This is a genomic window from Streptomyces sp. T12, assembly GCF_028736035.1.
Taxonomy (GTDB): Bacteria; Actinomycetota; Actinomycetes; order Streptomycetales; family Streptomycetaceae; genus Streptomyces.
The window spans coordinates 2,931,789-2,953,395 of sequence record NZ_CP117866.1 but is presented as its reverse complement, the minus strand read 5'-3'; the positions used below and the strand labels follow the sequence as shown (position 1 = coordinate 2,953,395).

22 protein-coding genes are annotated in these 21,607 nt (G+C 71.9%); 11 read left to right on the top strand and 11 right to left on the bottom strand.

Annotation, left to right across the window (positions count from 1 at the left end; all coding sequences use genetic code 11):
- Window positions 1-19 precede the first annotated feature (19 nt).
- The 3 genes from PBV52_RS13150 to PBV52_RS13140 all read right to left on the bottom strand — a co-directional run bounded on the left by PBV52_RS13150 (window position 20) and on the right by PBV52_RS13140 (window position 3,597).
- Entirely contained in the window at window positions 20-958 is a 939-nt protein-coding gene (locus PBV52_RS13150; RefSeq protein ID WP_274238531.1) for an N-acetylmuramoyl-L-alanine amidase, read from the bottom strand.
- 64 nt (window positions 959-1,022) lie between these two features.
- Window positions 1,023-1,673, bottom strand: a complete 651-nt coding sequence (locus tag PBV52_RS13145; RefSeq protein ID WP_274238530.1) for a class I SAM-dependent methyltransferase — start codon at window positions 1,671-1,673, stop codon at window positions 1,023-1,025.
- Window positions 1,674-1,854: 181 nt separating this feature from the next.
- Entirely contained in the window at window positions 1,855-3,597 is a 1,743-nt protein-coding gene (locus tag PBV52_RS13140) for an MFS transporter (protein WP_274238529.1), read from the bottom strand.
- A gap of 172 nt (window positions 3,598-3,769) precedes the next feature.
- On the opposite strand from PBV52_RS13140, the gene PBV52_RS13135 reads away from it, so the two are divergent.
- Genes PBV52_RS13135 through PBV52_RS13125 form a run of 3 tightly spaced genes read left to right on the top strand, consistent with a single transcriptional unit; the run spans window position 3,770 to window position 6,576 of the window.
- Window positions 3,770-5,191 (top strand): MFS transporter, encoded by a 1,422-nt coding sequence (locus tag PBV52_RS13135; RefSeq protein WP_274238528.1) that lies wholly within the window; start codon window positions 3,770-3,772, stop codon window positions 5,189-5,191.
- Between the two features lie 51 nt (window positions 5,192-5,242).
- Complete coding sequence (locus PBV52_RS13130; protein ID WP_274238527.1) at window positions 5,243-5,782, top strand: SigE family RNA polymerase sigma factor; 540 nt, start codon at window positions 5,243-5,245, stop codon at window positions 5,780-5,782.
- Complete coding sequence (locus PBV52_RS13125; RefSeq protein ID WP_274238526.1) at window positions 5,782-6,576, top strand: hypothetical protein; 795 nt, start codon at window positions 5,782-5,784, stop codon at window positions 6,574-6,576. Before PBV52_RS13130 ends, PBV52_RS13125 begins: the two co-directional genes overlap by 1 nt.
- A gap of 30 nt (window positions 6,577-6,606) precedes the next feature.
- Here the strand turns inward: PBV52_RS13125 and PBV52_RS13120 are convergent, their stop codons facing one another.
- Window positions 6,607-7,239: a response regulator transcription factor gene (locus PBV52_RS13120; protein WP_274249370.1), complete on the bottom strand. Its 633-nt coding sequence runs from the start codon at window positions 7,237-7,239 to the stop codon at window positions 6,607-6,609.
- Between the two features lie 153 nt (window positions 7,240-7,392).
- Window positions 7,393-8,667, bottom strand: a complete 1,275-nt coding sequence (locus tag PBV52_RS13115; RefSeq protein ID WP_274238525.1) for a sensor histidine kinase — start codon at window positions 8,665-8,667, stop codon at window positions 7,393-7,395.
- A gap of 301 nt (window positions 8,668-8,968) precedes the next feature.
- Between PBV52_RS13115 and PBV52_RS13110 the strand changes: the two genes are divergently transcribed.
- The 3 genes from PBV52_RS13110 to PBV52_RS13100 are packed head-to-tail and all read left to right on the top strand — an operon-like array spanning window position 8,969 to window position 11,901.
- Complete coding sequence (locus PBV52_RS13110; protein ID WP_274238524.1) at window positions 8,969-9,826, top strand: MaoC/PaaZ C-terminal domain-containing protein; 858 nt, start codon at window positions 8,969-8,971, stop codon at window positions 9,824-9,826.
- Between the two features lie 31 nt (window positions 9,827-9,857).
- Entirely contained in the window at window positions 9,858-10,943 is a 1,086-nt protein-coding gene (locus tag PBV52_RS13105) for a Zn-dependent alcohol dehydrogenase (protein WP_274238523.1), read from the top strand.
- A 19-nt stretch (window positions 10,944-10,962) separates the two neighbouring features.
- Window positions 10,963-11,901 carry a 3-oxoacyl-ACP reductase gene (locus PBV52_RS13100; protein WP_274238522.1) on the top strand — a complete coding sequence of 313 codons (939 nt, stop codon included), beginning with the start codon at window positions 10,963-10,965 and terminating at the stop codon, window positions 11,899-11,901.
- Between the two features lie 77 nt (window positions 11,902-11,978).
- Here the strand turns inward: PBV52_RS13100 and PBV52_RS13095 are convergent, their stop codons facing one another.
- Both PBV52_RS13095 and PBV52_RS13090 read right to left on the bottom strand, forming a co-directional pair.
- The gene (locus PBV52_RS13095) at window positions 11,979-12,143 is read right to left on the bottom strand and encodes a hypothetical protein (protein ID WP_274238521.1); all 165 of its coding nucleotides are present in this window, start codon (window positions 12,141-12,143) and stop codon (window positions 11,979-11,981) included.
- A gap of 95 nt (window positions 12,144-12,238) precedes the next feature.
- On the bottom strand, window positions 12,239-13,429 hold the full coding sequence (locus tag PBV52_RS13090) for a hypothetical protein (protein ID WP_274238520.1): 1,191 nt from the start codon (window positions 13,427-13,429) through the stop codon (window positions 12,239-12,241).
- Window positions 13,430-13,675: 246 nt separating this feature from the next.
- Between PBV52_RS13090 and PBV52_RS13085 the strand changes: the two genes are divergently transcribed.
- The 3 genes from PBV52_RS13085 to PBV52_RS13075 all read left to right on the top strand — a co-directional run bounded on the left by PBV52_RS13085 (window position 13,676) and on the right by PBV52_RS13075 (window position 16,574).
- Window positions 13,676-14,530, top strand: a complete 855-nt coding sequence (locus PBV52_RS13085) for a Nif3-like dinuclear metal center hexameric protein (protein ID WP_274238519.1) — start codon at window positions 13,676-13,678, stop codon at window positions 14,528-14,530.
- A complete protein-coding gene (locus PBV52_RS13080; protein ID WP_274249369.1) occupies window positions 14,527-15,270 on the top strand; it encodes a zinc ribbon domain-containing protein in 744 nt (247 codons plus the stop codon). The genes PBV52_RS13085 and PBV52_RS13080 overlap by 4 nt, the downstream gene beginning before the upstream one ends.
- 65 nt (window positions 15,271-15,335) lie before the next feature.
- Window positions 15,336-16,574 (top strand): bifunctional RNase H/acid phosphatase, encoded by a 1,239-nt coding sequence (locus PBV52_RS13075; protein WP_274238518.1) that lies wholly within the window; start codon window positions 15,336-15,338, stop codon window positions 16,572-16,574.
- On the opposite strand, the gene eda is transcribed toward PBV52_RS13075, so the two are convergent.
- Both eda and yaaA read right to left on the bottom strand, forming a co-directional pair.
- On the bottom strand, window positions 16,557-17,189 hold the full coding sequence (gene eda, locus PBV52_RS13070) for a bifunctional 4-hydroxy-2-oxoglutarate aldolase/2-dehydro-3-deoxy-phosphogluconate aldolase (RefSeq protein WP_274238517.1): 633 nt from the start codon (window positions 17,187-17,189) through the stop codon (window positions 16,557-16,559). The two genes, PBV52_RS13075 and eda, sit on opposite strands and share 18 nt — an antisense overlap.
- Window positions 17,190-17,263: 74 nt before the next feature.
- Window positions 17,264-18,046, bottom strand: a complete 783-nt coding sequence (gene yaaA, locus PBV52_RS13065; RefSeq protein WP_274238516.1) for a peroxide stress protein YaaA — start codon at window positions 18,044-18,046, stop codon at window positions 17,264-17,266.
- A gap of 73 nt (window positions 18,047-18,119) precedes the next feature.
- Here yaaA and PBV52_RS13060 point away from each other — a divergent pair, with 73 nt between their 5' ends.
- Window positions 18,120-19,580: an RNB domain-containing ribonuclease gene (locus tag PBV52_RS13060; protein ID WP_274238515.1), complete on the top strand. Its 1,461-nt coding sequence runs from the start codon at window positions 18,120-18,122 to the stop codon at window positions 19,578-19,580.
- On the opposite strand, the gene PBV52_RS13055 is transcribed toward PBV52_RS13060, so the two are convergent.
- Window positions 19,519-20,145: a hypothetical protein gene (locus tag PBV52_RS13055; RefSeq protein WP_274238514.1), complete on the bottom strand. Its 627-nt coding sequence runs from the start codon at window positions 20,143-20,145 to the stop codon at window positions 19,519-19,521. The genes PBV52_RS13060 and PBV52_RS13055 overlap by 62 nt on opposite strands.
- Complete coding sequence (locus PBV52_RS13050) at window positions 20,142-20,906, bottom strand: MerR family transcriptional regulator (RefSeq protein WP_274238513.1); 765 nt, start codon at window positions 20,904-20,906, stop codon at window positions 20,142-20,144. The genes PBV52_RS13055 and PBV52_RS13050 overlap by 4 nt, the downstream gene beginning before the upstream one ends.
- Window positions 20,907-21,019: 113 nt before the next feature.
- Here PBV52_RS13050 and PBV52_RS13045 point away from each other — a divergent pair, with 113 nt between their 5' ends.
- On the top strand, window positions 21,020-21,595 hold the full coding sequence (locus PBV52_RS13045; protein WP_274238512.1) for a Uma2 family endonuclease: 576 nt from the start codon (window positions 21,020-21,022) through the stop codon (window positions 21,593-21,595).
- Window positions 21,596-21,607: the final 12 nt, after the last annotated feature.

Sequence of the window (21,607 nt, the reverse complement as noted above, 5' to 3'; positions counted from 1 at the left end):
GGGATCGGCCCGCCGATCACTACCCGCGCAGGAAACTCACGATTCCCTCAGAGATCCCTCGCGCCGCCTTCTGCCGCCACGCGCCGCTGGTGAGCTGCGCCGCGTCCTTGCTATCGCGCATGTTGCCGCACTCGATGAACACCTTGGGAACCGTTGACAGATTGAGACCGCCAAGATCCTTGCGCGTGACGAGTCCGGTGCCGTCGCCGACGTAGTTGGACGGCGCGCTGCCCGTCGCGCGGACGAAGGAGCCCGCGATGCGCTCGCCGAGGTCGCGGGAGGGGGTGACGATCGGGCCGGTGTTCGCGGCGCCCGCGTTCACCTTGGCCGGGAGGATGACGTGGAAGCCCCGTTGGCCGGCGTCCGCGCCGTCCGCGTGGAGGGAGACGACGGCGTCGGCGTGCGCCTTGTTGCCGATCTCGGCCCGCTCGTCGACGCAGGGGCCCCAGGAACGGTCGCCGTCCTGGGTGAACTTGACCGTGGCGCCCTGCTTCTGCAGCAGCGTGCGCAGCCGGTGGGCGACGTCCAGTGTGAACTCGGCCTCGGTGTAACCGTCGTTGGTGGACGTCCCCGTGGTGTCGCATTCCTTCCAGTTCGTGCCGATGTTCACCTTGCGATTGATTTCGGCCGTGTGCTGGAAGTTGTGGGGGTTGTGGCCCGGGTCGATGACGACGACCTTGCCCTTGAGGGCGCCGGAGTCGGCGGTGGGAGTGGGGGTCGGGCCCGGTGGCTTGTCGTCGTTCGTGGCGGAGATCGTCGGTGCCGTGTTCGCGGGCGCCTCGGAGGGCCGTACGGCCGCGTTGCCCGACGCGCCTCCGTCGCCGGGGCCGCCCACCGCCTCGTACATCACCCAACCGAGCAGGGCTCCCGGCATGAGGGCGGCGGCCGCGACGGTCAGGGCTCGGCGGCGGTTGCGGCGGGGCTGGGGAGGATCGAAGTCCGGACCTACGTACGACACGCCTGCCACCATACGGGCCGACCACGCCCGGTGCCGGGAAGGCACGGTCGAGTGGCGCCGGAGTTCAGGCCCCTGACCCCGTCCGCTTCAGCACCCGCAGCGAGTCGGTCACCGACACCTCCGTGAACGCCCCGGACTCCAGCGCCCGCAGATACACCCGGTACGGCGCCTGGCCGGTGAACTCGTCCTCCGGGTCCGGGAAGACGTCGTGGATGACGAGCAGGCCGCCCTCGGCGACATGCGGGGCCCAGCCCTCGTAGTCGGCGTTCGCATGCTCGTCGGTGTGGCCGCCGTCGATGAAGACCAGGCCGAGGGGAGTGCCCCAGATCTTCGCCACCTGCGGGGAGCGGCCGACCAGGGCGATCACGTGCTCCTCCAGGCCCGCCTTGTGCAGCGTGCGGCGGAACGTCGGCAGCGTGTCCATCAGGCCGATCTCGGGGTCGACGGTCTGCGGGTCGTGGTACTCCCAGCCCGGCTGCTGCTCCTCGCTGCCGCGGTGGTGGTCGACCGTGAGGGCCGTCACCCCGGCCTGGCGGGCGGCGTCGGCGAGCAGGATCGTCGAGCGGCCGCAGTACGTGCCGACCTCCAGGAGCGGGAGACCGAGCCGCCCGGCCTCGACGGCCGCCGAGTAGAGCGCGAGCCCCTCGCCCACGGGCATGAAGCCCTTGGCCGCCTCGAACGCGGCCAGGATCTCCGGCTTGGGGGCCGTGGACATGGGGTTCCCTTCGGTCGTACGAGCGTATGGGCGCCCATGCTGCCGCACCCCCTGCCGGTCGAGCGACAGGGGGTGCGGGTGGTGTGGATCTCAGTGGTGTGGATCTCAGTGGTGTGGATCTCAGGTGAGTCGGATGACTCGGTCGGCCCCAAGGCCCCAAGGCCCCAAGGCCCCAGGAGCCTCAGGCCGTGACCGTCTCCCCCGGCAGCGACAGGTCCAGGTCGACCGGGCTGTCGTCGCCCGTGTGCGTGGCCGACGAGGCGAGCGGGGCGTGGCCGTCGGCTCGGGCGGCCAGGACGTAGGCGCCCTGGGTGGGGACGGTGAGGGCGTAGCTGCCGTCCTCCGCCGAGAGGGTGGCGCCCGCCTGGCGGCCCCGGCGGTCGATCAGGGTCACCTTGGCGCGGGGGACGGGGGTGCCGGTGGCGTCCAGGACGCGGCCGCGGAAGCCGCGCAGTGCCTCTTCGGCGCGCTCCAGGTTGGCGTCCTCCTCGCTGCTGGCGCGCAGCTGCGGGTGGGCGGAGGCCGGGCGCTGCTTCGGGAGGAAGAGGGCCAGGAGGAGGCCTACGGCGACCGCGGCAGTCGCGATCAGGAAGGAGACGCGGAAGCCGTGCATCGTCGGGATCTCGACGCCGCCGACGTTGTTCGCGGTGTTGGCCAGCACCATGCCGATGACGGCGCTCGACACGGACGTACCGATGGAACGCATCAGCGTGTTCAGGCCGTTCGCCGCGCCCGTCTCCGAGGCCGGGACCGCGCCGACTATCAGGGCGGGGAGGGAGGAGTACGCGAGGCCGATGCCCGCGCCGAGGACCACCGAGATGACGAGGCTCTGCCAGGGGGCGCTCATCAGGCCGAGGCCGGCGCCGTAGCCGATGGCGATGATCAGCAGGCCGAGGATCAGGGTGGTCTTGGGGCCGTACTTCGCCGAGAGGCGGGCGTAGACGGGGGCGGTGAACATCATCGTCAGGCCGAGCGGGGCCACCAGCAGACCCGCCACGACCATCGACTGACCGAGGCCGTAGCCCGTCTCCTTCGGCAGCTGGAGGAGCTGGGGGAGGACCAGGGAGACGACGTAGAAGCTGACGCCGACCATGATCGAGGCGAGGTTGGTGAAGAGGACGGCCGGGCGGGCCGTGGTGCGCAGGTCCACGAGGGGAGCCTGCGTGCGCAGCTCGTAGACGCCCCAGAGGACGAGGACGACGGCCGATGCGGCGAACAGGCCGAGCGTGCTGCCCGACGTCCAGCCCCAGTCGCTGCCCTTGGTGATCGGCAGGAGGAAGAGGACGAGGCCGGCGGAGAGGCCGAGTGCGCCGAGGGTGTCGAAGGAGCCTTCCGCGCGGACCTTGGACTCCGGTACGACGAGGAGGGTGAGGGCGATGGCGAGGACACCGAGGCCGGCGGCGCCGTAGAAGAGGGCGTGCCAGTCGGCGTGCTGGGCGACCAGGGCCGCGGCGGGCAGTGCGAGTCCGCCGCCGACGCCGATCGAGGAGCTCATCAGGGCCATCGCCGAGCCGAGCCGCTCGCGGGGCAGCATGTCGCGCATGAGGCCGATGCCGAGCGGGATCGCGCCCATCGCGAAGCCCTGGAGGGTGCGGCCGGCGATCATGGGTATCAGGGTGCTGGTGAGCGCGCTGACCAGCGCGCCGATCACCATCACGGCCAGGCTGGCGATCAGCATGCGCCGCTTGCCGTAGAGGTCACCGAGCCGGCCCATGATCGGGGTGGCGACGGCGCCCGAGAGCAGTGTGGAGGTCAGGACCCAGGTGGCGTTGCTGGGCGCGGTGCTCAGCAGCTGCGGCAGGTCCTTGATGACCGGGACGAGCAGGGTCTGCATCACCGCGACAACGATGCCCGCGAAGGCGAGGACCGGGACGATGGGGCCGGTCGCTCTGCCGGTGGGCTGTTCGTTCGTCGTTTGTGTCATGTGGGGGATCAACCCGGTGTGCCTGGGCAACTATTCCGATGCTTTGGCCAGCTAATGATTTCTTGACCTTCTCTTGGGGAAGCGGCCCCGGCCTACCGGACTAGGCCGGAAGGGAACGGCCTAGTCCGAATTCCCGATGCCAGGAGCGTCGGTCGTTGGGAGCATGACAGTCATGCTCGGAGCCGCTGACGCCACCACCCCCACGTCCCGCCGTACCGCGCCGCCCGCCTGGCTGGTGGTGGCCCTCGCGTGCGCCGGGCAGTTCCTGGTCGTGCTCGACGTGTCCGTCGTGAACGTGGCGCTGCCCTCGATGCGGGCCGACCTCGGGCTGAGCGCCCAGGGCCTGCAGTGGGTGGTGAACGCGTACGCGATCGCCTTCGCGGGGTTCATGCTGCTCGGCGGGCGGGCCGGGGACCTCTACGGGCGTAAGCGGATGTTCCTCGTCGGGCTCGGCCTGTTCACCCTGGCCTCGCTGGCCGGCGGGCTGGCCCAGCAGGACTGGCAGCTGCTTCTCGCGCGGGCCGTGCAGGGGCTGGGCGCCGCGGTGCTGGCGCCCTCGACGCTGACGATCGTGACGGCGGCGGTGCCGGAGGGGGCGGCGCGTGCGCGGGCCATCGGCACCTGGACGGCCGTGGGCGCGGGGGGTGGTGCGGCGGGCGGGCTCGTCGGCGGGGTGCTGGTCGATGTGCTGTCGTGGCGGTGGGTGCTGCTGATCAACGTGCCGGTGGGCGCGGTGGTGCTGGCCGGTGCCGTGCGCCTGCTCGCGGAGAGCCGGGCGGGGAACGGGCGGCGGCTGGATCTGCCGGGGGCGGTGCTGGTGACGGCGGGGCTCGCGACGCTGGCGTACGGCATCTCGCAGACGGAGGCCGAGGGCTGGACGGCGACGGCCACGGTGGTGCCGCTGCTGGCCGGCCTGGCGCTGATCGGGGTGTTCCTCGTCGTGGAGTCGCGTACGGCGGCTCCGCTGATGCCGCTCGGGCTGTTCCGGGTGCGGGCGGTGTCGTCGGCGAACGTGGCGATGTTCCTGTGCGGCTCGGCGATGTTCTGCATGTGGTTCTTCATGACGCTGTACGTGCAGAACGTCCTCGGCTACACCCCGCTGGAGGCCGGACTGGCACTGGTGCCGAGTTCGCTGGCCGTGCTCTTCGGGTCCAAGCTCGCGCCGCGGCTCATGCCGGCGGTGGGCGCGCGCAACGTGGCGGCGCTGGGCACGGTCGTCGCGGCCGTCGGCTTCGGCTGGCAGTCGATGCTGAGCGTGCAGGGCGCGTATGTGACCTCGATCATGGTGCCGGGGATCCTGATGATGCTGGGCGCGGGGCTGGGTGCCACCCCTCTCGCGGCGCTGGCGACGTCCGGGGCGCAACCGGGGGAGGCCGGGCTGGTGTCGGGGCTGGTCAACACCTCGCGCACGATGGGCGGTTCGCTGGGGCTGGCCGTCATGTCCACGATCGCGGCGGCGCGGTCGGCGGGGAGCGGGACGCCGCGGGCGCTGACGGAGGGGTACGCGTTGGTGTTCCGTACGTCGGCGGTGGTGCTCGTGGCGGGGGCGGCGCTGATCCTGCTGTGGCTGCCGAGAAAAACGTCCACGTCCTGAGGCAACGGTCCGGGCGGCTCATGGACTCCTTTGAATATCTAGGAGGTGCCCATGGGGGATCGCAAGGCGGCTCGGGACTCGGAGTTCCAGAGCTTTGTCATCGGCCGCTGGCCGCGGCTGATGCGTACGGCATTTCTCCTCACGGGGGAGCAGCATGCCGCGGAGGACCTGGTCCAGTCGACACTCGAACAGGTCTACGTGGCCTGGCGTCGAGTCGGCTCGGCCGACGACCCGGAGGCCTATGTACGGCGCGTGATGATCAACGCGCACGCACGCAAACACCGCAGAAGGCTCAGGGAGTTCCTCGCGCCGAAGGACGACTCCGGCCTGGTGCGCGAGTTGGCGGACACCGGTGACCGCATCGCCCAGGCCGAGGACCGCAGCGCCCTGCTGTCGGCGCTCGCCCAACTGCCGCCACGGCAGCGCGAGGCGGTGGTCCTGCGGTACTGGGAGGACCTGACCGAGACGCAGACGGCGGAGGCGATGGGCTGCTCCGTCGGCGCGGTGAAGAGCAACGCGGCCAAGGGGATCGCGAAACTCCGCGCCATACCGGGACTGGCCGAGATGGTGACGCAGGGAGGGCGTAAGTGATGAGCGCGGACCGGGAGACGAACCACGGCATGACCAGCCACGACACGACCCACACGGACATCGCCCTCCTGCTGGCCGACGCCGCGGACGGGGTCGAGATCGGCATAGCCCCCTGCGACGCGGTGCTCCGCGGCGGCCGCCGCCGCAAGGCCCGCCGCTGGGCGCTCGCGACCGTTACGGCCCTGGCGCTGGTGGGCTCGGCGGGCTCCCTGGCGGTGGCCGGCCTGCCCGGCGGGGACGGTGGGCGGGGGGTGCGGGTGGCGACGCAGGCGCCGACGGGCGAGGAGCGGCATGTGTACGAGCCGCAGCAGACCGAGCTGTCGCGGGGGACCGACCAGGGCGAGGACTGGCGCGTCGTCATTTCCGTGTGGGAACCGCCGCGGGACAAGGCGGAGGCACGCAAGCAGCTGGCCGCGATGACGGAGTACGGCATCGAGGCCCCGGCACAGCCGAAGCTCTCCGAGGCCGTCGGCAGGACGTCGTACTTCGTGAGCCTCCACTACGGCACCGGCCACCCCCGGGTCCTGATCTTCGACACGGTCGAGAAGTGGGACCACATGGCGGGCAAGGGCATCGTGTTCGGCGCGCTGCCGCTGACGAAGGGAGGCACCTTGGGCCCCAACCGTCTCGTCGTCGGCCGTGTCGCCCGAACGGCCCAGCAGGTCGAGTGCACCTGGTCGGACGGCACCAGCAGCGTGGACCTGCCCAAGGCGGCCGCGGGTTCTCCGCTGAAGTGGGTCGTGTGCGTGGGGCCGGAGGGGGCTGCCAACAGGGCGGTGGAGGTGATCCAGTAGAGAGCGGGCGGGCGACCTGGGAGGCCGCGGCTACAGCCACCCCCGCTGCCGTGCCTCCCGCAGCGCCTCCATCCGGTTGCGGGTGCCGGTCTTGCCGATGGCGGAGGAGAGGTAGTTGCGGACCGTGGACTCGGAGAGGTGGAGCTTGCCGGCGATGTCGGCGACCGTCGCGCCGTCCACCGCGGCGTTGAGGACGTCGCACTCGCGGGCGGTGAGCGGGTTGGGCCCGGCGCTGAGAGCGGCCGCGGCGAGGGCCGGGTCGATCACCGTCTCGCCGGTCAGGACGCGGCGGATCGCGACCGCCAGTTCCTCCACGGGGCCGTCCTTCACCAGGAAACCGGCGGCTCCCGCCTCCATGGCCCGGCGCAGATAGCCGGGGCGGCCGAAGGTCGTCAGGATCAGCACCCGGCAGTCGGGAACCTGGTCGCGCAGCTCGGCCGCGGCGTCCAGCCCGCTGAGGCCCGGCAGCTCGATGTCGAGAAGGGCGACGTCCGGGCGGTGGTCGAGGGCGGCGTCCACGATCGCGTCCCCGGCCGACACCTGCGCCACGACCTCGATGTCCGGCTCCATCCCGAGCAGTAAGGCGAGTGCTCCGCGCATCATGCCCTGGTCCTCGGCGAGCAGAACCCGGATGGACTTGGCGGGCCGGTGATCCCGCGGCATCTCGTTCACGGAGTCAGCGTATGAGGAATGCGCCTGGCGGGAGCGGGGGCGGCGCGACTGGGGAAGCCGGCTTCGACTCGTGCCACCGGCCGCGCTCCCGTCGGACGAGCAGGAAGCCTTCGGGGGAAAGTCGGTGAGGGCGGCTCGAACTCGTTACCGGACTCGCTCGGCCTCCGGCAGCGCCTCCGCCTCCCGTGAGCCCTGGGTCCGGCGCCCGACCGTGTGCGTCGGCTTGGCCGCCTTCGCCGAGTCCGTCGTGTCCCCCGGCAGCTCGGCCGTCACCAGGAAGCCGCCCCGGCGCCCCGGGCCCGCCTGCAGGGAGCCGCCCGCTGCCGCGAGGCGTTCCGTCAGCCCCTTGAGGCCGGTGCCGCCGATGCCGTCGGCGGGGCGGGCGGTGGACGTACCGGCGCCGGCGCCGGCCCCGGCACCGTCGTCGCAGATGCGCAGGCGCACGTGTTCCGGTGTGCCCGCCACCTTGATCTCGCACCGCGCGGCCCCGCTGTGACGTACCGCGTTGGTGACGGCCTCGCGGACGACCCAGCTCAGCAGTGTCTCGGTGTGCGCGGTCAGGGGTGGGCCGGATCGGTGGACGACGGGCTCGATGCCGGCGGCCTCCAGCGCGGAGCGGGCGCGGTCCAGCTCCGTCGCCAGGCTGCCGTTGCGGTAGCCCGTCACCGCCTCGCGGATCTCCGTGAGGGCCTGCCGGCCCACGGACTCGATGTCGGCGACCTGGGCCAGCGCGGCCGCCACATCGCGGGACGCCAGCCGCCGCGCCGCCTCCGACTTCACCACGATCACCGACAGGGTGTGACCGAGCAGGTCGTGCAGATCCCGGGAGAAGCGCAGGCGTTCCTCCTCGACCGCGCGGCGGGCCAACTCCTCGCGGGCGGCGCGCAGTTCCCGTACCGCCTCGGACAGGGACAGGATCGCCGCCGTCACCATCGTGGAGATCCAGGTGGCGTACGCGGTGTCGATGCCGCCCCAGCCGTCCCGGACGACGGCTGCCACCCCGCAGAGCACGGTCACCACCGCTCCGGCCACGCGCAGGTGCGGCATGCGGACGACGGCGCCCGTCGCGAGGCCGAGCAGCGGGAAGAACAGCAGCCAGGTGCCGCCGTAACCCATGCCCAGGCCGCAGGTCACCAACGTCATCAGGAGCAGCGCCAGCCGCGTCGAGGCCGCGTCCCGCTTCTCCTTCACGAAGGAGCGGAACGCGACGTAGATGTAGAGCGAGTTGAAGGTCAGCAGGCCCAGGCCGCCGATCCATGGGTTGGGCGTCTGGCCCTGGAAGAGGTTGGAGAAGGCGCCCATGCCCATCAGCAGCCAGGGCAGCAGGGAGTAGCCGGTGGGCTGGGGGCCGGGTGTGTCGGGGAGCTTCCCGGCCTCCAGTGGGGTCGGTCGGCACGACGCCTTGCGTATCCAGGACATGTTCCGTCCCCCGTTCCTCGGTTCCGTCCCCCGTGTCATGACTCAGACGCTACGGACCGAAGCTGCCGTACGGCAGGTGCGCTTGTCCGCGCTCCGGCAGGACAAATGTCACGGCATGCGATCCGGTGAAAGCCGATCTGATGGAACGTCAGGAGCCTTCACAAGTGCGGGGCGCTCGGCTATACAGGGGGCGCCGGACTGGAACGCGTTCTAGAACGGCCCGTGACGACCTCGGTGCGGCCGACGGTGCGGACGGTCGTACCGAGGTCTCCGATCCCAAGAGTGAGCCTTCAGGAGCCCCATGCCCATCGACGCGGCCAAGGCCGTCGCAGCAGAGCCCCGGACGGGCGAGATCGCCTGGAACTCCAAGGACGTGCAGCTCTACCACCTCGGTGTCGGAGCGGGCACCCCGGCGACCGACCCCGATGAGCTGCGCTACACCCTCGAGTCCCGCCTGCACGTCCTGCCGAGCTTCGCCACCGTCGCCGGCTCCGGCTCGCCCGGAGTGATCAGCGGCCTGTCCATGCCCGGTGTCGAGGTCGACCTCGCCAAGGTCCTGCACGGCGGCCAGTCGCTGACCCTCCACCGCCCCATCCCGGTGCAGGGCACCGCGACCGCCACCGGCCGTATCGCCGCCGTCTACGACAAGGGCAAGGCCGCCGTCCTCGTCATGCGCACCGAAGTCGCCGACGCCGACGGCCCGTTGTGGACCAACGACGCCCAGATCTTCGTACGGGGCGAAGGAGGATGGGGAGGAGACCGGGGGCCGTCCGGGCGGCTCGAACCGCCCGTCGGTGAGCCCGACCGGGTCGTGGAGCGGTCCGTCCGCGAGGACCAGGCCCTGCTGTACCGCCTCTCCGGCGACTGGAACCCCCTGCACGCCGACCCCGAGTTCGCCAAGGTCGCCGGGTTCGAGCGGCCCATCCTGCACGGGCTGTGCACCTACGGCATGACGCTCAAGGCGGTCGTGGACACGCTGCTCGGCGGGGACGTGACCCGGGTGCGGTCGTACGTCACCCGGTTCGCCGGGGTCGTGTATCCGGGGGAGACCCTGCGCATCCGCATGTGGCAGCAGGAGGGCGCCGTCCGTGTGGCCGTGAGCGCCATCGAGCGGGACGACGCGCCCGTCCTCGCCGACACCGTCGTCGAACACACCTGAGTCCAGAACGCCGTACGAGGGGAGCCGCACCATGCGAGCAGCCGTACTGCACGAGATCGGTCAGGACAAGCTCGAGGTACTCGACGACGTCGAGGCGGTGGGCTTCGGGCCCGGCAAGGTGAGGGTCCGGGTGCGGGCGACCGGGCTGTGCCACTCGGACCTGTCCGCGATGGCGGGGGTGCTTCCGCAGCCGGGGCCGTTCGTGCCCGGTCACGAGGGGGCGGGCGAGATCGTCGAAGCCGGGGAAGGCGTGCGCCACCTGAAGCCCGGCGACCGGGTCGTCGTCTGCTGGCTCCCCGCCTGCGGAGCCTGCCCCGCCTGCAAACGCGGCCAGACCGAGCTGTGCCTGGCCGGGTTCATGAACGCCGGCACCCCCAACTTCAAGCGCCCCGGCGGCACCCCTTCCGACGTCTTCGGCTTCGCCGGCACCGGCACCTTCGCCGAGGAGGTCGTCGTCGACGCCGGATGTGCGGTGCCGATCCCCGACGACGTCCCCTTCGACATCGCCGCCCTCATCGGCTGCGGGGTGACCACGGGACTCGGCGCCGCCCTCAACACCGCCGACGTGGAGGCCGGTTCGTCGGTCGCCGTCATCGGCTGCGGGGGCGTCGGCATCTCCGCGATCCAGGGCGCCCGGCTCAAGGGGGCCGCCGAGATCGTCGCCGTCGACCCGGTCGCCTCGCGCCGCGAGTCCGCCCTGAAATTCGGCGCCACGAAGGCGGTGTCCCCGGACGAACTGGCCGACGCCAAGCAACAGGTCACCGGCGGCGAGGGCTTCGACTACGTCTTCGAGGTCGTCGGCAAGTCCGCCACCGCCCGCACGGCCTACGAGAACACCCGGCGCGGCGGCACGCTCGTCGTCGTCGGCGCCGGAGCGATGGACGACTTCCTCCAGCTCAACATGTTCGAGCTGTTCTTCGACGAGAAGCGGATCCTGCCGTCCATGTACGGCGGCGGAGACGTCCTGCGCTCCTACGAACGCACCATCGCGCTGTGGCGCGCCGGACGCATCGACCTGGCGGGCCTGATCACCCACCGCGTGCCGCTCGCCGACATCAACGAGGCCCTGGACCAGATGCGGACGGGCACGGCGCTGCGTACGTGCATCGAGATCTGACCGACGTCGAAGGGGTCGTATGTCACTGCCACTTGAGGGACTGTCCGCGATCGTCACCGGCGCCGGGCGCGGTCTCGGCCGGGCCGAGGCGCTGGAGCTCGCCCGGCTCGGCGCCGCCGTCGTCGTCAACGACTACGGACAGCCCGGCCGGGACGGCTCGGGCGAGGCCTCCACCGGTCCCGCCGAGGAGGTCGCCGCCGAGATCCGCGCGACGGGCGGCAAGGCAATCGCCCACACCGGGGACGTCGCCGACTTCCCCCAGGCCGGTGCGCTGGTCGAGTTGGCGATCGCCGAGTTCGGCAAGCTGGACATCCTGGTCAACAACGCGGGCATCCTGCGCGACCGCATGGTCTTCTCCATGGCCGAGGAGGAGTGGGACTCGGTGATCCGGGTCCACCTCAAGGGCCACTTCAACACCATCCGCTTCGCCGCCGCGCACTGGCGCGAGCGGTCCAAGGCGGCGGGCGGGCCGGTGTACGGGCGGGTCGTGAACACCTCGTCGGAGGCGTTCCTCGCGGGGTCCGCCGGTCAGCCCAACTACGCGGCGGCGAAGGGCGGAATCGTCGGACTCACCACCTCCACCGCCCTCGCGCTCGCCAAGTACGGCGTGACGGCGAACGCCATCTGCCCACGCGCCCGGACCCGTATGACCGAGGACGTCTTCGCCGGCCTCGACCAGCCGGACAGCGGCCTGGACCCGCTCGCCCCCGAGCATGTCGCCCCGCTCGTCGGCTACTTGGCCGCACCGGCGGCCGCCCGGATCAACGGCCAGCTGCTCGTCGTGCACGGCGGCATGGTGGCGATCGTCGAACGGCCCCGGGTCGCCGCGAAGTTCGACAGCAAGCAGGAGACGTTCACCTACGACGAGCTGGACGCCGTACTCGGTCCGCACTACGCCGAACGGCCCCAGGGGGAGACCTTCGGGGCGGTGGAAGTGCTGGGCCTGAAAAGGGCGTAGACGGCCCAGGCAGCCGGCGCAGAAAGGGCGACGGCCCCGCCCCTCGTGGTGAAGGGCGGGGCCGTGCGGCGTCGGCGTCAGGCCGCCGTCTCGGTCTCCTCGACCGGCTTGCGGTGACGGCCGCGGGGAGCCGTCTCGCTGTCGTGGGCCGAGACGGAGCCCCGGTGCCTGCCGTGGCCGGAGGCCTTCTGAACGTCGTGAACGTCGGCCGGCCCCGGCTGGGTCGTGCTGGCGTTGCTCATCGGAAAACTCACCCCGTCAACATGATCTTTCTTACAGCCGGGCGAGTTTAACCAGACGACCACGGGCCGAATCCAGGCGGCCACGCCAACCGCCACTACTTCGTTACAAGACCACCCAACGGCGCTTGCTGCAACGGCACGGGGCGGCGCGTGACCGGACCCGGAGGCTCCTTTTCCACCGGCATGGAAGACCTCGACTCCGGTTCTGCTTCGGGTCCTTGCTGCTGACTTTCCCCCGGAGTCCCCTCCGGATCTTCCTCCGGTGACGGCAGCCCCACACGGGCCACCCCGCACCGTACCTCCCGCGTGGCATACGGCAGTTGCAGCACCCCGTCCCGCGTCCACAGCCCGGCCCCCGCCAACCACCCTTCGGGCGCCGGAAGATGACGTACCTGCCGTTCGGCGGGCCGCCACACCCCCACCCAACTCCCGACCGGCCCGTCGATGCGCAGCGCCACCCCGCAGCTCTCCGGCGTCAGCACCTGCCCCGGCTGGATCGCGAACGGCGTCACCGCGCAGTCGGGCACCCGCAGACACTCCGGGAAGCGCACCGGCAGCGTGCTGCCCAGCACCCCCCAGCCCAACCGATCCTGCCCCGGCGAGGGAGCGTCCGACCGGATCAGCAGCAGCCCGCTGTCCGGGTCGGCGAGCAGCAACCGGTCGTCGCTGTCGTCCGCGATCTGCAGCAGCGGCGACACCTCGCCGCCCCGCTCCAGATCGACCACGACGGCCTTCGTACGGCCCCCGGACTCCCGGTCGAGCGCCAGTATCCGCCCGCCCCGGTCCAGCCACACCCCGCCCGAGCAGCGCCCCGGGATCTCGGCGAGGTGCTCGGGCCCGAAGGCGCCCCCCGCCACCAGCCACACCGCGCTGGAATGCCGGCCCACCGCGAGGGCGTACGCCTTGTCGCCGCCCGGCGCCGGAGGCAGCATCTGCAGCCGGGTCCCCTCGTCCGGGCACTGGACGGCGCCCAGCAGCAGTTCGCCGGTGCCGGGCCCGGTCGGATACAGCAGCGAGAAGATGTGCCGTCCGTCGGTGGGGCGGCGGATGAGGACCCGGCCGTCGCCCATGGGCTGCACCTCGGTGCCGGGCTCCTCCGGCTGGTGGGCGGGCAGCGGCACGGCGTAGGGCTCGGGGCCGTCGAGGGTCCAGCGCTCCGGGAACCAGCAGTCGCCGTTCAGCGCGAGGCGGGCGGCGTAGGAACCGTCCGCCGTGATGGTGCATACCGCCCGAGGCACTTCGTCGTCCTCATGCTCCGCCGCGGGCTCGATCGCACAGGCCGTCATGGTCCGGTCACCTCCGGTCACGAAGCTAGTTTTCGCACGCGCAGGCGTGGGATCGGCGGGGTTCCCCTTTCACACAAAGGGGTGGCCGAGGAACGATTCGCCTGAGGAAACGGGGGAGATTGTGCTGGGCGGGGTCGGGGCGGCCGAGCGCGGCCGGTGCTCTCCACCCGAGGTGTCCGGGGGAGGGGTATCCACCGGCTCCGGCACCGGTACAGCCGTACGGAACAGCCAGGTAGCCTTGCCCTCGTGCCCCGTCTGTCTGAAGTCATCGCCGCGCTGGAGACCCTGTGGCCCGCCGAGCGGGCCGAGTCCTGGGACGCGGTCGGCACCGTCGTGGGCGACCCCGACCAGGAGGTCTCGCGGGTCCTGTTCGCCGTCGACCCGGTCCAGGAGATCGTGGACGAGGCGATGAAGCTGGGCGCCGACCTGCTGGTCACCCACCACCCGCTCTACCTTCGCGGTACGACGACGGTCGCCGCCTCCACCTTCAAGGGCCGGGTCGTCCACACGCTGATCAAGAACGACATCGCGCTGCACGTCGCGCACACCAACGCGGACACGGCCGACCCGGGAGTCAGCGACGCGCTGGCCGGCGCGCTGGACCTGCGAGTCGTCCGACCGCTGGTGCCCGACGCGACCGATCCGGAGGGCCGTCGGGGCCTGGGCCGCGTCTGCGAGCTCGACCACCCCCTCACCGTCCGCGAACTCGCCGCCCGCGCCGCCGAGCGCCTGCCCGCCACCGCGCAGGGCATCCGCGTCGCCGGCGACCCGGAGGCCACGGTCCGCACCATCGCCGTCAGCGGCGGCTCCGGCGACAGCCTCTTCGACCAGGTACGCGCCGCCGGCGTGGATGCCTTCCTCACCGCGGACCTCCGCCACCACCCGGCGTCCGAGGCCGTGGCGCACAGTCCTCTCGCGCTGCTCGACGCGGCGCACTGGGCCACCGAGTGGCCCTGGTGCGAGCTGGCCGCCGCCCAGCTCGACGAGATCTCCGACCGCAACGGATGGGACCTGCGCGTCCACGTCTCGAAGACGGTCACCGACCCCTGGACCGCCCACGCGGCGTCCACCACCACGGACACATCTGGAGCCCCCAACTGAACGCCGAGCCCGCCGACCAGATCCGCCTCCTCGACGTCCAGGCCCTCGACGTCCGCCTTCAGCAGCTCGCGCACAAGCGGAAGTCGCTGCCGGAGCACGCCGAGATCGAGACGCTGACCAAGGACCACACGCAGCTGCGTGACCTGCTCGTGGCCGCGCAGACCGAGGAGAGCGACTGCGCCCGCGAGCAGACCAAGGCCGAGCAGGACGTGGACCAGGTGCGCCAGCGCGCCGCCCGCGACCAGCAGCGCCTGGACTCCGGAGCCATCACCTCCCCCAAGGACCTGGAGAACCTCCAGCACGAGATCGCCTCCCTCGCCAAGCGGCAGGGCGACCTGGAGGACATCGTCCTGGAGGTCATGGAGCGCCGCGAATCCGCGCAGGAGCGGGTCGCCGAGCTGACCGAGCGGGTCGGTGCCGTCCAGGGGAAGGTCGACGACGCGACCGCCCGCCGGGATGCCGCGTTCGAGGAGATCGACGGCGAGGTGGCGGCGGTGACGAAGGAGCGCGAGGTCATCGCGGGCGCCGTCCCGGCCGACCTGCTGGGGCTCTACGACAAGCTGCGCCAGCAGCAGGGCGGCGTCGGCGCGGCCAGGCTGTACCAGCGCACCTGCCAGGGCTGCCGCCAGGAGCTCGCCATCACCGAGCTGAGCGAGATCCGCGCAGCGGCTCCGAACACGGTGGTGCGGTGCGAGAACTGCCGCCGGATTCTGGTGCGTACGGCCGAGTCGGGTCTGTAGGACGCCTGGTACTGAGGGGCTTGGGTCGAGGGTCTGAAGGTCTGAGGGTCTGAGGGGTTCTGGTCGTGCGGGAGTTCATTGTCGAGGCCGACGGCGGTTCACGGGGCAACCCGGGGCCCGCGGGCTACGGTGCCGTGGTCGTCGACGCGGCCACGGGGCAGACGCTGGCCGAGGCCGCCGAGTACATCGGCATCGCCACGAACAACGTCGCCGAGTACCGGGGCCTGGTCGCCGGCCTGCGCGCCGCGCACCAGCTGGACCCGACGGCCACGGTCCACGTCCGCATGGACTCCAAGCTGGTCATCGAGCAGATGTCGGGCCGCTGGAAGATCAAGCACCCCGACATGAAGCCGCTGGCGGCGGAGGCGGCACGGGTCTTCGCGGCTCCTCAGGTGACGTACGAGTGGATCCCCAGGGAGCAGAACAAGCACGCGGACCGGCTGGCCAACGAGGCGATGGATGCCGGGAAGCGGGGGGAGCAGTGGTCGGCGGCGGCTTCCAGGGCGGAGCTGGAGGCGGCTGATGCAAGGGCGGCCAGGGCCGCGAGCGTCGCGAGGGCTGAGCCTGAGCCGTCCGGGCCGCCGGGAGACGCCGCCGCTCCCGCCCAGGCCGAGGCCGATGTCAGGGCCGCGCGCACCGTGGCCACGGCCGCCTCCGGCTGGGCTCCCGCCGACATGGGGGCGCCCGCCACCTTCGTCCTGCTCCGGCACGGCGAGACCCCCCTCACCCCCCAGAAGCGGTTCTCGGGCAGTGGCGGTACAGACCCGTCCCTCTCCGACGTCGGCCGGGAGCAGGCCGAGCGCGTAGGCGCCGCCCTCGCCCGGCGCGGCACCATCCAGGCCGTCGTGGCGTCGCCGCTCGCCCGTACCCGGGAGACAGCCGGCATCGTCGCCGCCCGCCTCGGCCTCGACGTGAGCGTCGACGACGGCCTGCGCGAGACCGACTTCGGCGCCTGGGAGGGGCTCACCTTCGGCGAGGTCCGCGAGCGCTACCCGGACGACCTCACCGCCTGGCTGGCCGACCCGGAGGCCCGCCCCACCGGCGACGGCGAGAGCTTCGCGGCGACCGCCACCCGCATCGCCGCCACCCGCGACAAGCTGATCGCGGCGTACACGGGCCGCACGGTCCTCCTCGTCACGCACGTCACCCCGATCAAGACGTTCGTACGCCTCGCTCTGGGCGCCCCGCCCGAGTCCCTGTTCCGCATGGAACTCTCGGCGGCCTCCCTCTCGGCGGTGGCGTACTACGCCGACGGCAACGCGAGCGTACGGCTCTTCAACGACACGTCACACCTGCGTCCCTGAACCCTCGAGCGCGGCCGCCTCCCGAGCCAGCGCCTCGACCCGCCCCCAGTCCCGCGCCGCCACCGCGTCCGCCGGAAGCATCCAACTCGCGCCCACGCACCCGACGTTGGGCAGGGCGAGATAGCCGGGGGCCGACGCCGGACCGATCCCGCCCGTCGGACAGAACCGGGCCTGCGGCAACGGCCCGTACAACGACCTGAGATACGCCGTACCGCCCGCCGCCTCGGCCGGGAAGAACTTCATCTCCCGCACCCCGCGCTCCAGCAGCGCCACCACCTCGGACGTGGTCGACACCCCCGGCAGATACGGCACCCCGGACCCACGCATGGCGTCCAGCAGTACGTCCGTCCAGCCCGGGCTGACCAGAAAACGCGCCCCCGCCGTGACCGCCTCCGTCACCTGCTCCGGCGTGATCAGCGTCCCGGCCCCGACCACCGCGTCCGGCACCGCGTCCGCGATCGCCCGGATCGCCTCCAGCGCGGCCGGCGTCCGCAATGTCACCTCGATCGCGGGCAGCCCACCCGCGACCAGTGCCCGGGCCAGCGGTACGGCGTCGGAGGGATCGTCGACCACGACAACGGGCACGACAGGCGCGAGATCCAGGACTGAGGTCATGGCCTCATCCTGCCCATGGCAAGCAGCATGCGCAAAGCTCGTTGCGCATGCTGCAATGGCTAGCTGGATGGGTGTCAGTGGACCTCCGACACCAGCACATCCAGCGTCCACGCCTTCCCGGCCTTGGCCGGCGCCTCCACCTCCACCTCGTACCCGAGGTCCCGCAGCGCCTCGACCAGCTCGGACGGCCCACCGGGAGCCGCCCCCGCGGTCAGCAGACTCCGTACGATCCGCCCCTTGGTCGCCTTGTTGAAGTGGCTGACGACCTTCCGCGTCGGCGCGTGCAGCACCCGCACGCTCGCCGTCCGCCCGGCCACCTCGCCCTTCGGCTTCCACGCCGCCGCGTACGCCGACGACCGCAGATCCAGCACCAGCCCGTCCCCGGCCGCCTCGGGCAGCACGTCCGCCATCGGCGCCCGCCAGTACGCGCCGAGCGCGCCGAGGGCGGGCAGCTTCACGCCCATCGAGCAGCGGTAGGAGGGGATGCGGTCGTTGACGTGCACCGCACCCCACAGGCCCGAGAAGACGAGCAGCGACCGAGCCGCCCGCTTCTTCGCCGCCGCGTCCAGCGACGCCAGGTCGAGGGCGTCGTACAGCACGCCGGTGTAGATCTCCCCGGCCGGCCGCGCCCCTGCGGTCCGCAGCTCGGTGTTCTTCGCGACCTCGCCGCGCAGCCCCTCGCTCAGCCCGAGCACGTCCCGCGCCTTGTCCTCGTCGGCGCTGCACAGATCGACCAGCTCGCTCAGCACGGCTTCCCGGGCCTCGCTCAGCCCCGGCAAGGACAACGACTCCAGCTTCAGCGGCGCACCCCGACCGGACGAGGCCTTGCCTTCGGAAGGCGGCAGCAGGACAAGCACACGTACTCCTTCACTCGAACTCCGCCACAGGGTACGGCGTGCCACCCGGCGACCCTCGCCCTACGCTCGACTCATGCCCCGCCGCCACATCCGAGTGACCGGCGCCCCCGAGACCCCCCTCCGGGCCGCCCTCACCGCGCTGCGCGCAGAACTCGGCGTCTCCGGGAGCTTCCCGCCCGAGGTGCTGGCGGAGGCCGAGCGGGCCGCGAAGGCCCCCGCCCTCCCGCCGTACGACGCCACCGACGTCCCCTTCTTCACCATCGACCCGCCCACGTCCACCGACCTCGACCAGGCGATGCACCTGTCCCGGCAGGACACCGGCTACCGCGTCCGGTACGCCATCGCCGACGTCGCCGCCTTCGTCGTACCGTCGGGCGCACTGGACCGGGAGACCCACCGCCGGGTGACGACCCTCTACTTCCCCGACGAGAAGGTCCCCCTGCACCCGACCCTGCTCGGCGAGGGCGCGGCAAGCCTGCTCCCGGACCAGGTCCGACCGGCCGTCCTGTGGACGATCGACCTCGACGCGCAGGGCCGTACGCTCGCCGTCGACGCCCGCCGCGCCCTGGTCCGCAGCCGGGCCAAGCTCGACTACGACGGCGTACAGAAGCAGATCGACACGGGAACCGCCGAGGAGCCGCTGGCGCTGCTGAAGGAGATCGGGGAGCTGCGGGAGCGGCTGGAGGTGGAGCGGGGCGGGATCTCGCTCAACGTGCCCGAGCAGGAGATCATCGAGCGCGACCACGACCACACCTACGAGCTCGCCTACCGCGCCCCGCACCCCGCCGACGGCTGGAACGCCCAGATCTCCCTGCTGACCGGAATGGCCGCCGCCGACCTGATGCTGGCCGGCGGCACGGGCATCCTGCGCACCCTCCCCGCCGCCCCCGACGGCGCGGTCGGCCGCCTGCGCCGTACCGCACACGCCCTGCACATCGACTGGCCGCACCACGTCTCGTACGCCGAACTCGTCCGCTCCCTCGACCCGCACCGCCCACCCCACGCGGCCTTCCTCCAGGAGTGCACGACCCTGTTGCGCGGCGCCGGATACACCGTCTTCCGGGACGGGAACCTGCCCGCCATCACCACTCACTCCGCGGTGGCCGCCCCCTACACCCACTGCACGGCCCCACTGCGCCGCCTCACCGACCGGTACGCCGCCGAGATCTGCCTCGCTGCCGCCGCCGGTCAGCCGGTGCCCGACTGGGTGGTGGCCGCCCTCGACGAGCTGCCCGCCAGGATGGCCGAGGGCACCCGGCGCGCGGGCAGGGTGGAGCGGGAGTGCGTGGACATCGTCGAGGCGGCGCTGCTGAAGGGCCGGGTGGGGGAGGTGTTCGACGGCTGGGTGGTGGACGTGGACGAGCGCCAACCCGCCGTCGGGGTTGTGCAGTTGGAGTCGCCGGCGGTCATCGGCAGGATCGACGGCACAGGCTCGTCCCCGCTGCCGCTGGGGGAGCGGCTCCCGGTCCGCCTCACCCAGGCTGATCCGGCAGTGGCGACGGGAGTGCCGAAGGTGCGGTTCGTGTCTGCCTGACGGCGTGGAGCTCTCGTACGAGGCTGTCGGCGTCGTCGGCGTGGAAGCGGACGAGGCGGACGTCCCGTCGACGGCCGAGGAAGGTGAAGTGGGCGACGGGTTCGGCGAGTTCGAGCGTGACGGACGTCTGCGCCCCGATGACGACGTCAAGCTCACCCTCGGCCCGCTCATGGGTGGTGCGCAACTCGCGCCGCACGCTTTCGACCTTCTCCAGCGGTATGCGCAGATCGACGTGCGCGGCACGCCGGATGCGCAGGGAGCCGGCGTCGAGCACATGCGGTCGTACGACGGAGGCCGCGTGCATCCCGATGACGAGCACGATGGTGTAGACGTCCAGCATGAACACCCCCCGGTGCGCGGCCGGATAGTCCCGCAGCAGCACAGCCATGGTGACCGACTCGACCACGCACACGAACGCGAACCCGAACATCACCGGCCCCTGCCCGCGCGCATACCCGAAAGCGACGCCTTCGCCGACCCCATGCCGACGCCGGGCCACCCACAGCGCCAGGCTCGCGAACAGCCGCAGCTCGTGCCGGGCGAGGACGAGCACGGTCCGCGTCACGGCCCGTCTCCTTCCATGAAGAGGTGCAAGGTACGGCGGATGGCCTCCGCCTGGGCCGGGGCGAAGTCGGCGTAGAAGGCGCGCAGGAAGCTGTCGTCGTGGTCGATGCCGCCCCACGTCTCCGGAAGCAGATCGCGGGGGATGCAGTCGGCCAGGGCACGGGCGGCCTCGTCGACGCGCGGGTCGTCGGGTTCGGCATCGGCCAGGTCGTCGAGCAGGGCGTAGGCGGCGAGGGCCTGCTGCACACCGGACGGCGTGGCCAGCGCGCCGCCCATGACCCCCATGAGCCGCTCCCGATCTTCCGGGGAGGCGGTGGTCTCGATCAGGGCGAGCACTTCGCGGTCCTTGGCGGCCATGGGCGAGTCGGCGGCGACCTGCGCCATGTCCTGGAACAGCGCGGCCAGTTGAGGCGACACGGGCCCCTCGGCGGGCAGCGCGCCCTCCGTCTCCAGCAACGCCCGCAACCGCGTCCGCCGCTCTCGGATGGCGTCCTCCTGCCGGGCCAGATCCTCATCGAGCTCGGTGAGCACCTCGACAAGATCCTTCCCGGCATCCTCGGCCAACACGTCCCGCACCTCCGCGAGCCCCAGCCCCAGCTCGGTCAGCCGCCGGATCCGCGCGAGTGCGACGGCATGGCGCAGGGTGTAGTCCCGGTATCCGTTCGGGCGCCGCTCGGGCTCGGGCAGCAGCCCCTGATGGTGGTAGTGCCGCACGGTCCGCGTGGTGACGCCGACGGCGGCGGCGAGTTCTCCGATCCGCATGGGATCAGTACAGACGCTGACGCTGCGGCAGGGTCAAGCGGGCGCCTCCGGCGGAGTCTCGTACAGGTGACCCGCCACTATTCCGTTCCGGTGAGTTGCTGAAGGGGCGTTCCATGGGCGCCATGGCACAGGATCCGATCACGCAGAAGCTCCTGCTGGACTGGTTTGTCGACCTCGACACCCCGGAGGGTCTCCGGGCGGAGCTCGTCGAGGGGGAACTCGTCGTGACACCGGTGCCGGACGGGCACCACGAGCATTGCATCAGCCGGATCGTGGGCCAGATGCACAGGGGATCCACGACTGACACGCAGTTCTCCGGCAACAAGGGCCTGAAGCTGAAGAACGCGGAGGGTCACCCGCAGGACCACGTGATTCCGGATGGCACATTCGCCCCCGAGGAGCCGCGGCTCTTCCGAGGGGCTGACCCCTGGATGCCCTGTGAGGGAGTCTCCATGGTGCTGGAGGTGACGTCCCGCAGGCCACAGGTCGATCGTGAGATCAAGCGCCGCTGCTACGCCCGCGGCGGCATCCCGCTGTACCTGCTCGTCGACCGCGAGACCTCGTGGACCACGCTGTTCAGCGACCCGGAGTCGGGTGACTACCAAGAGCTTCGCGCCGCCACCTTCGGCAAACCGCTCGCTCTGCCCAAGCCCTTCTCCTTCCAGCTGGACGCGGCGGACTTTCTCTGAGGCTCCCTGTGT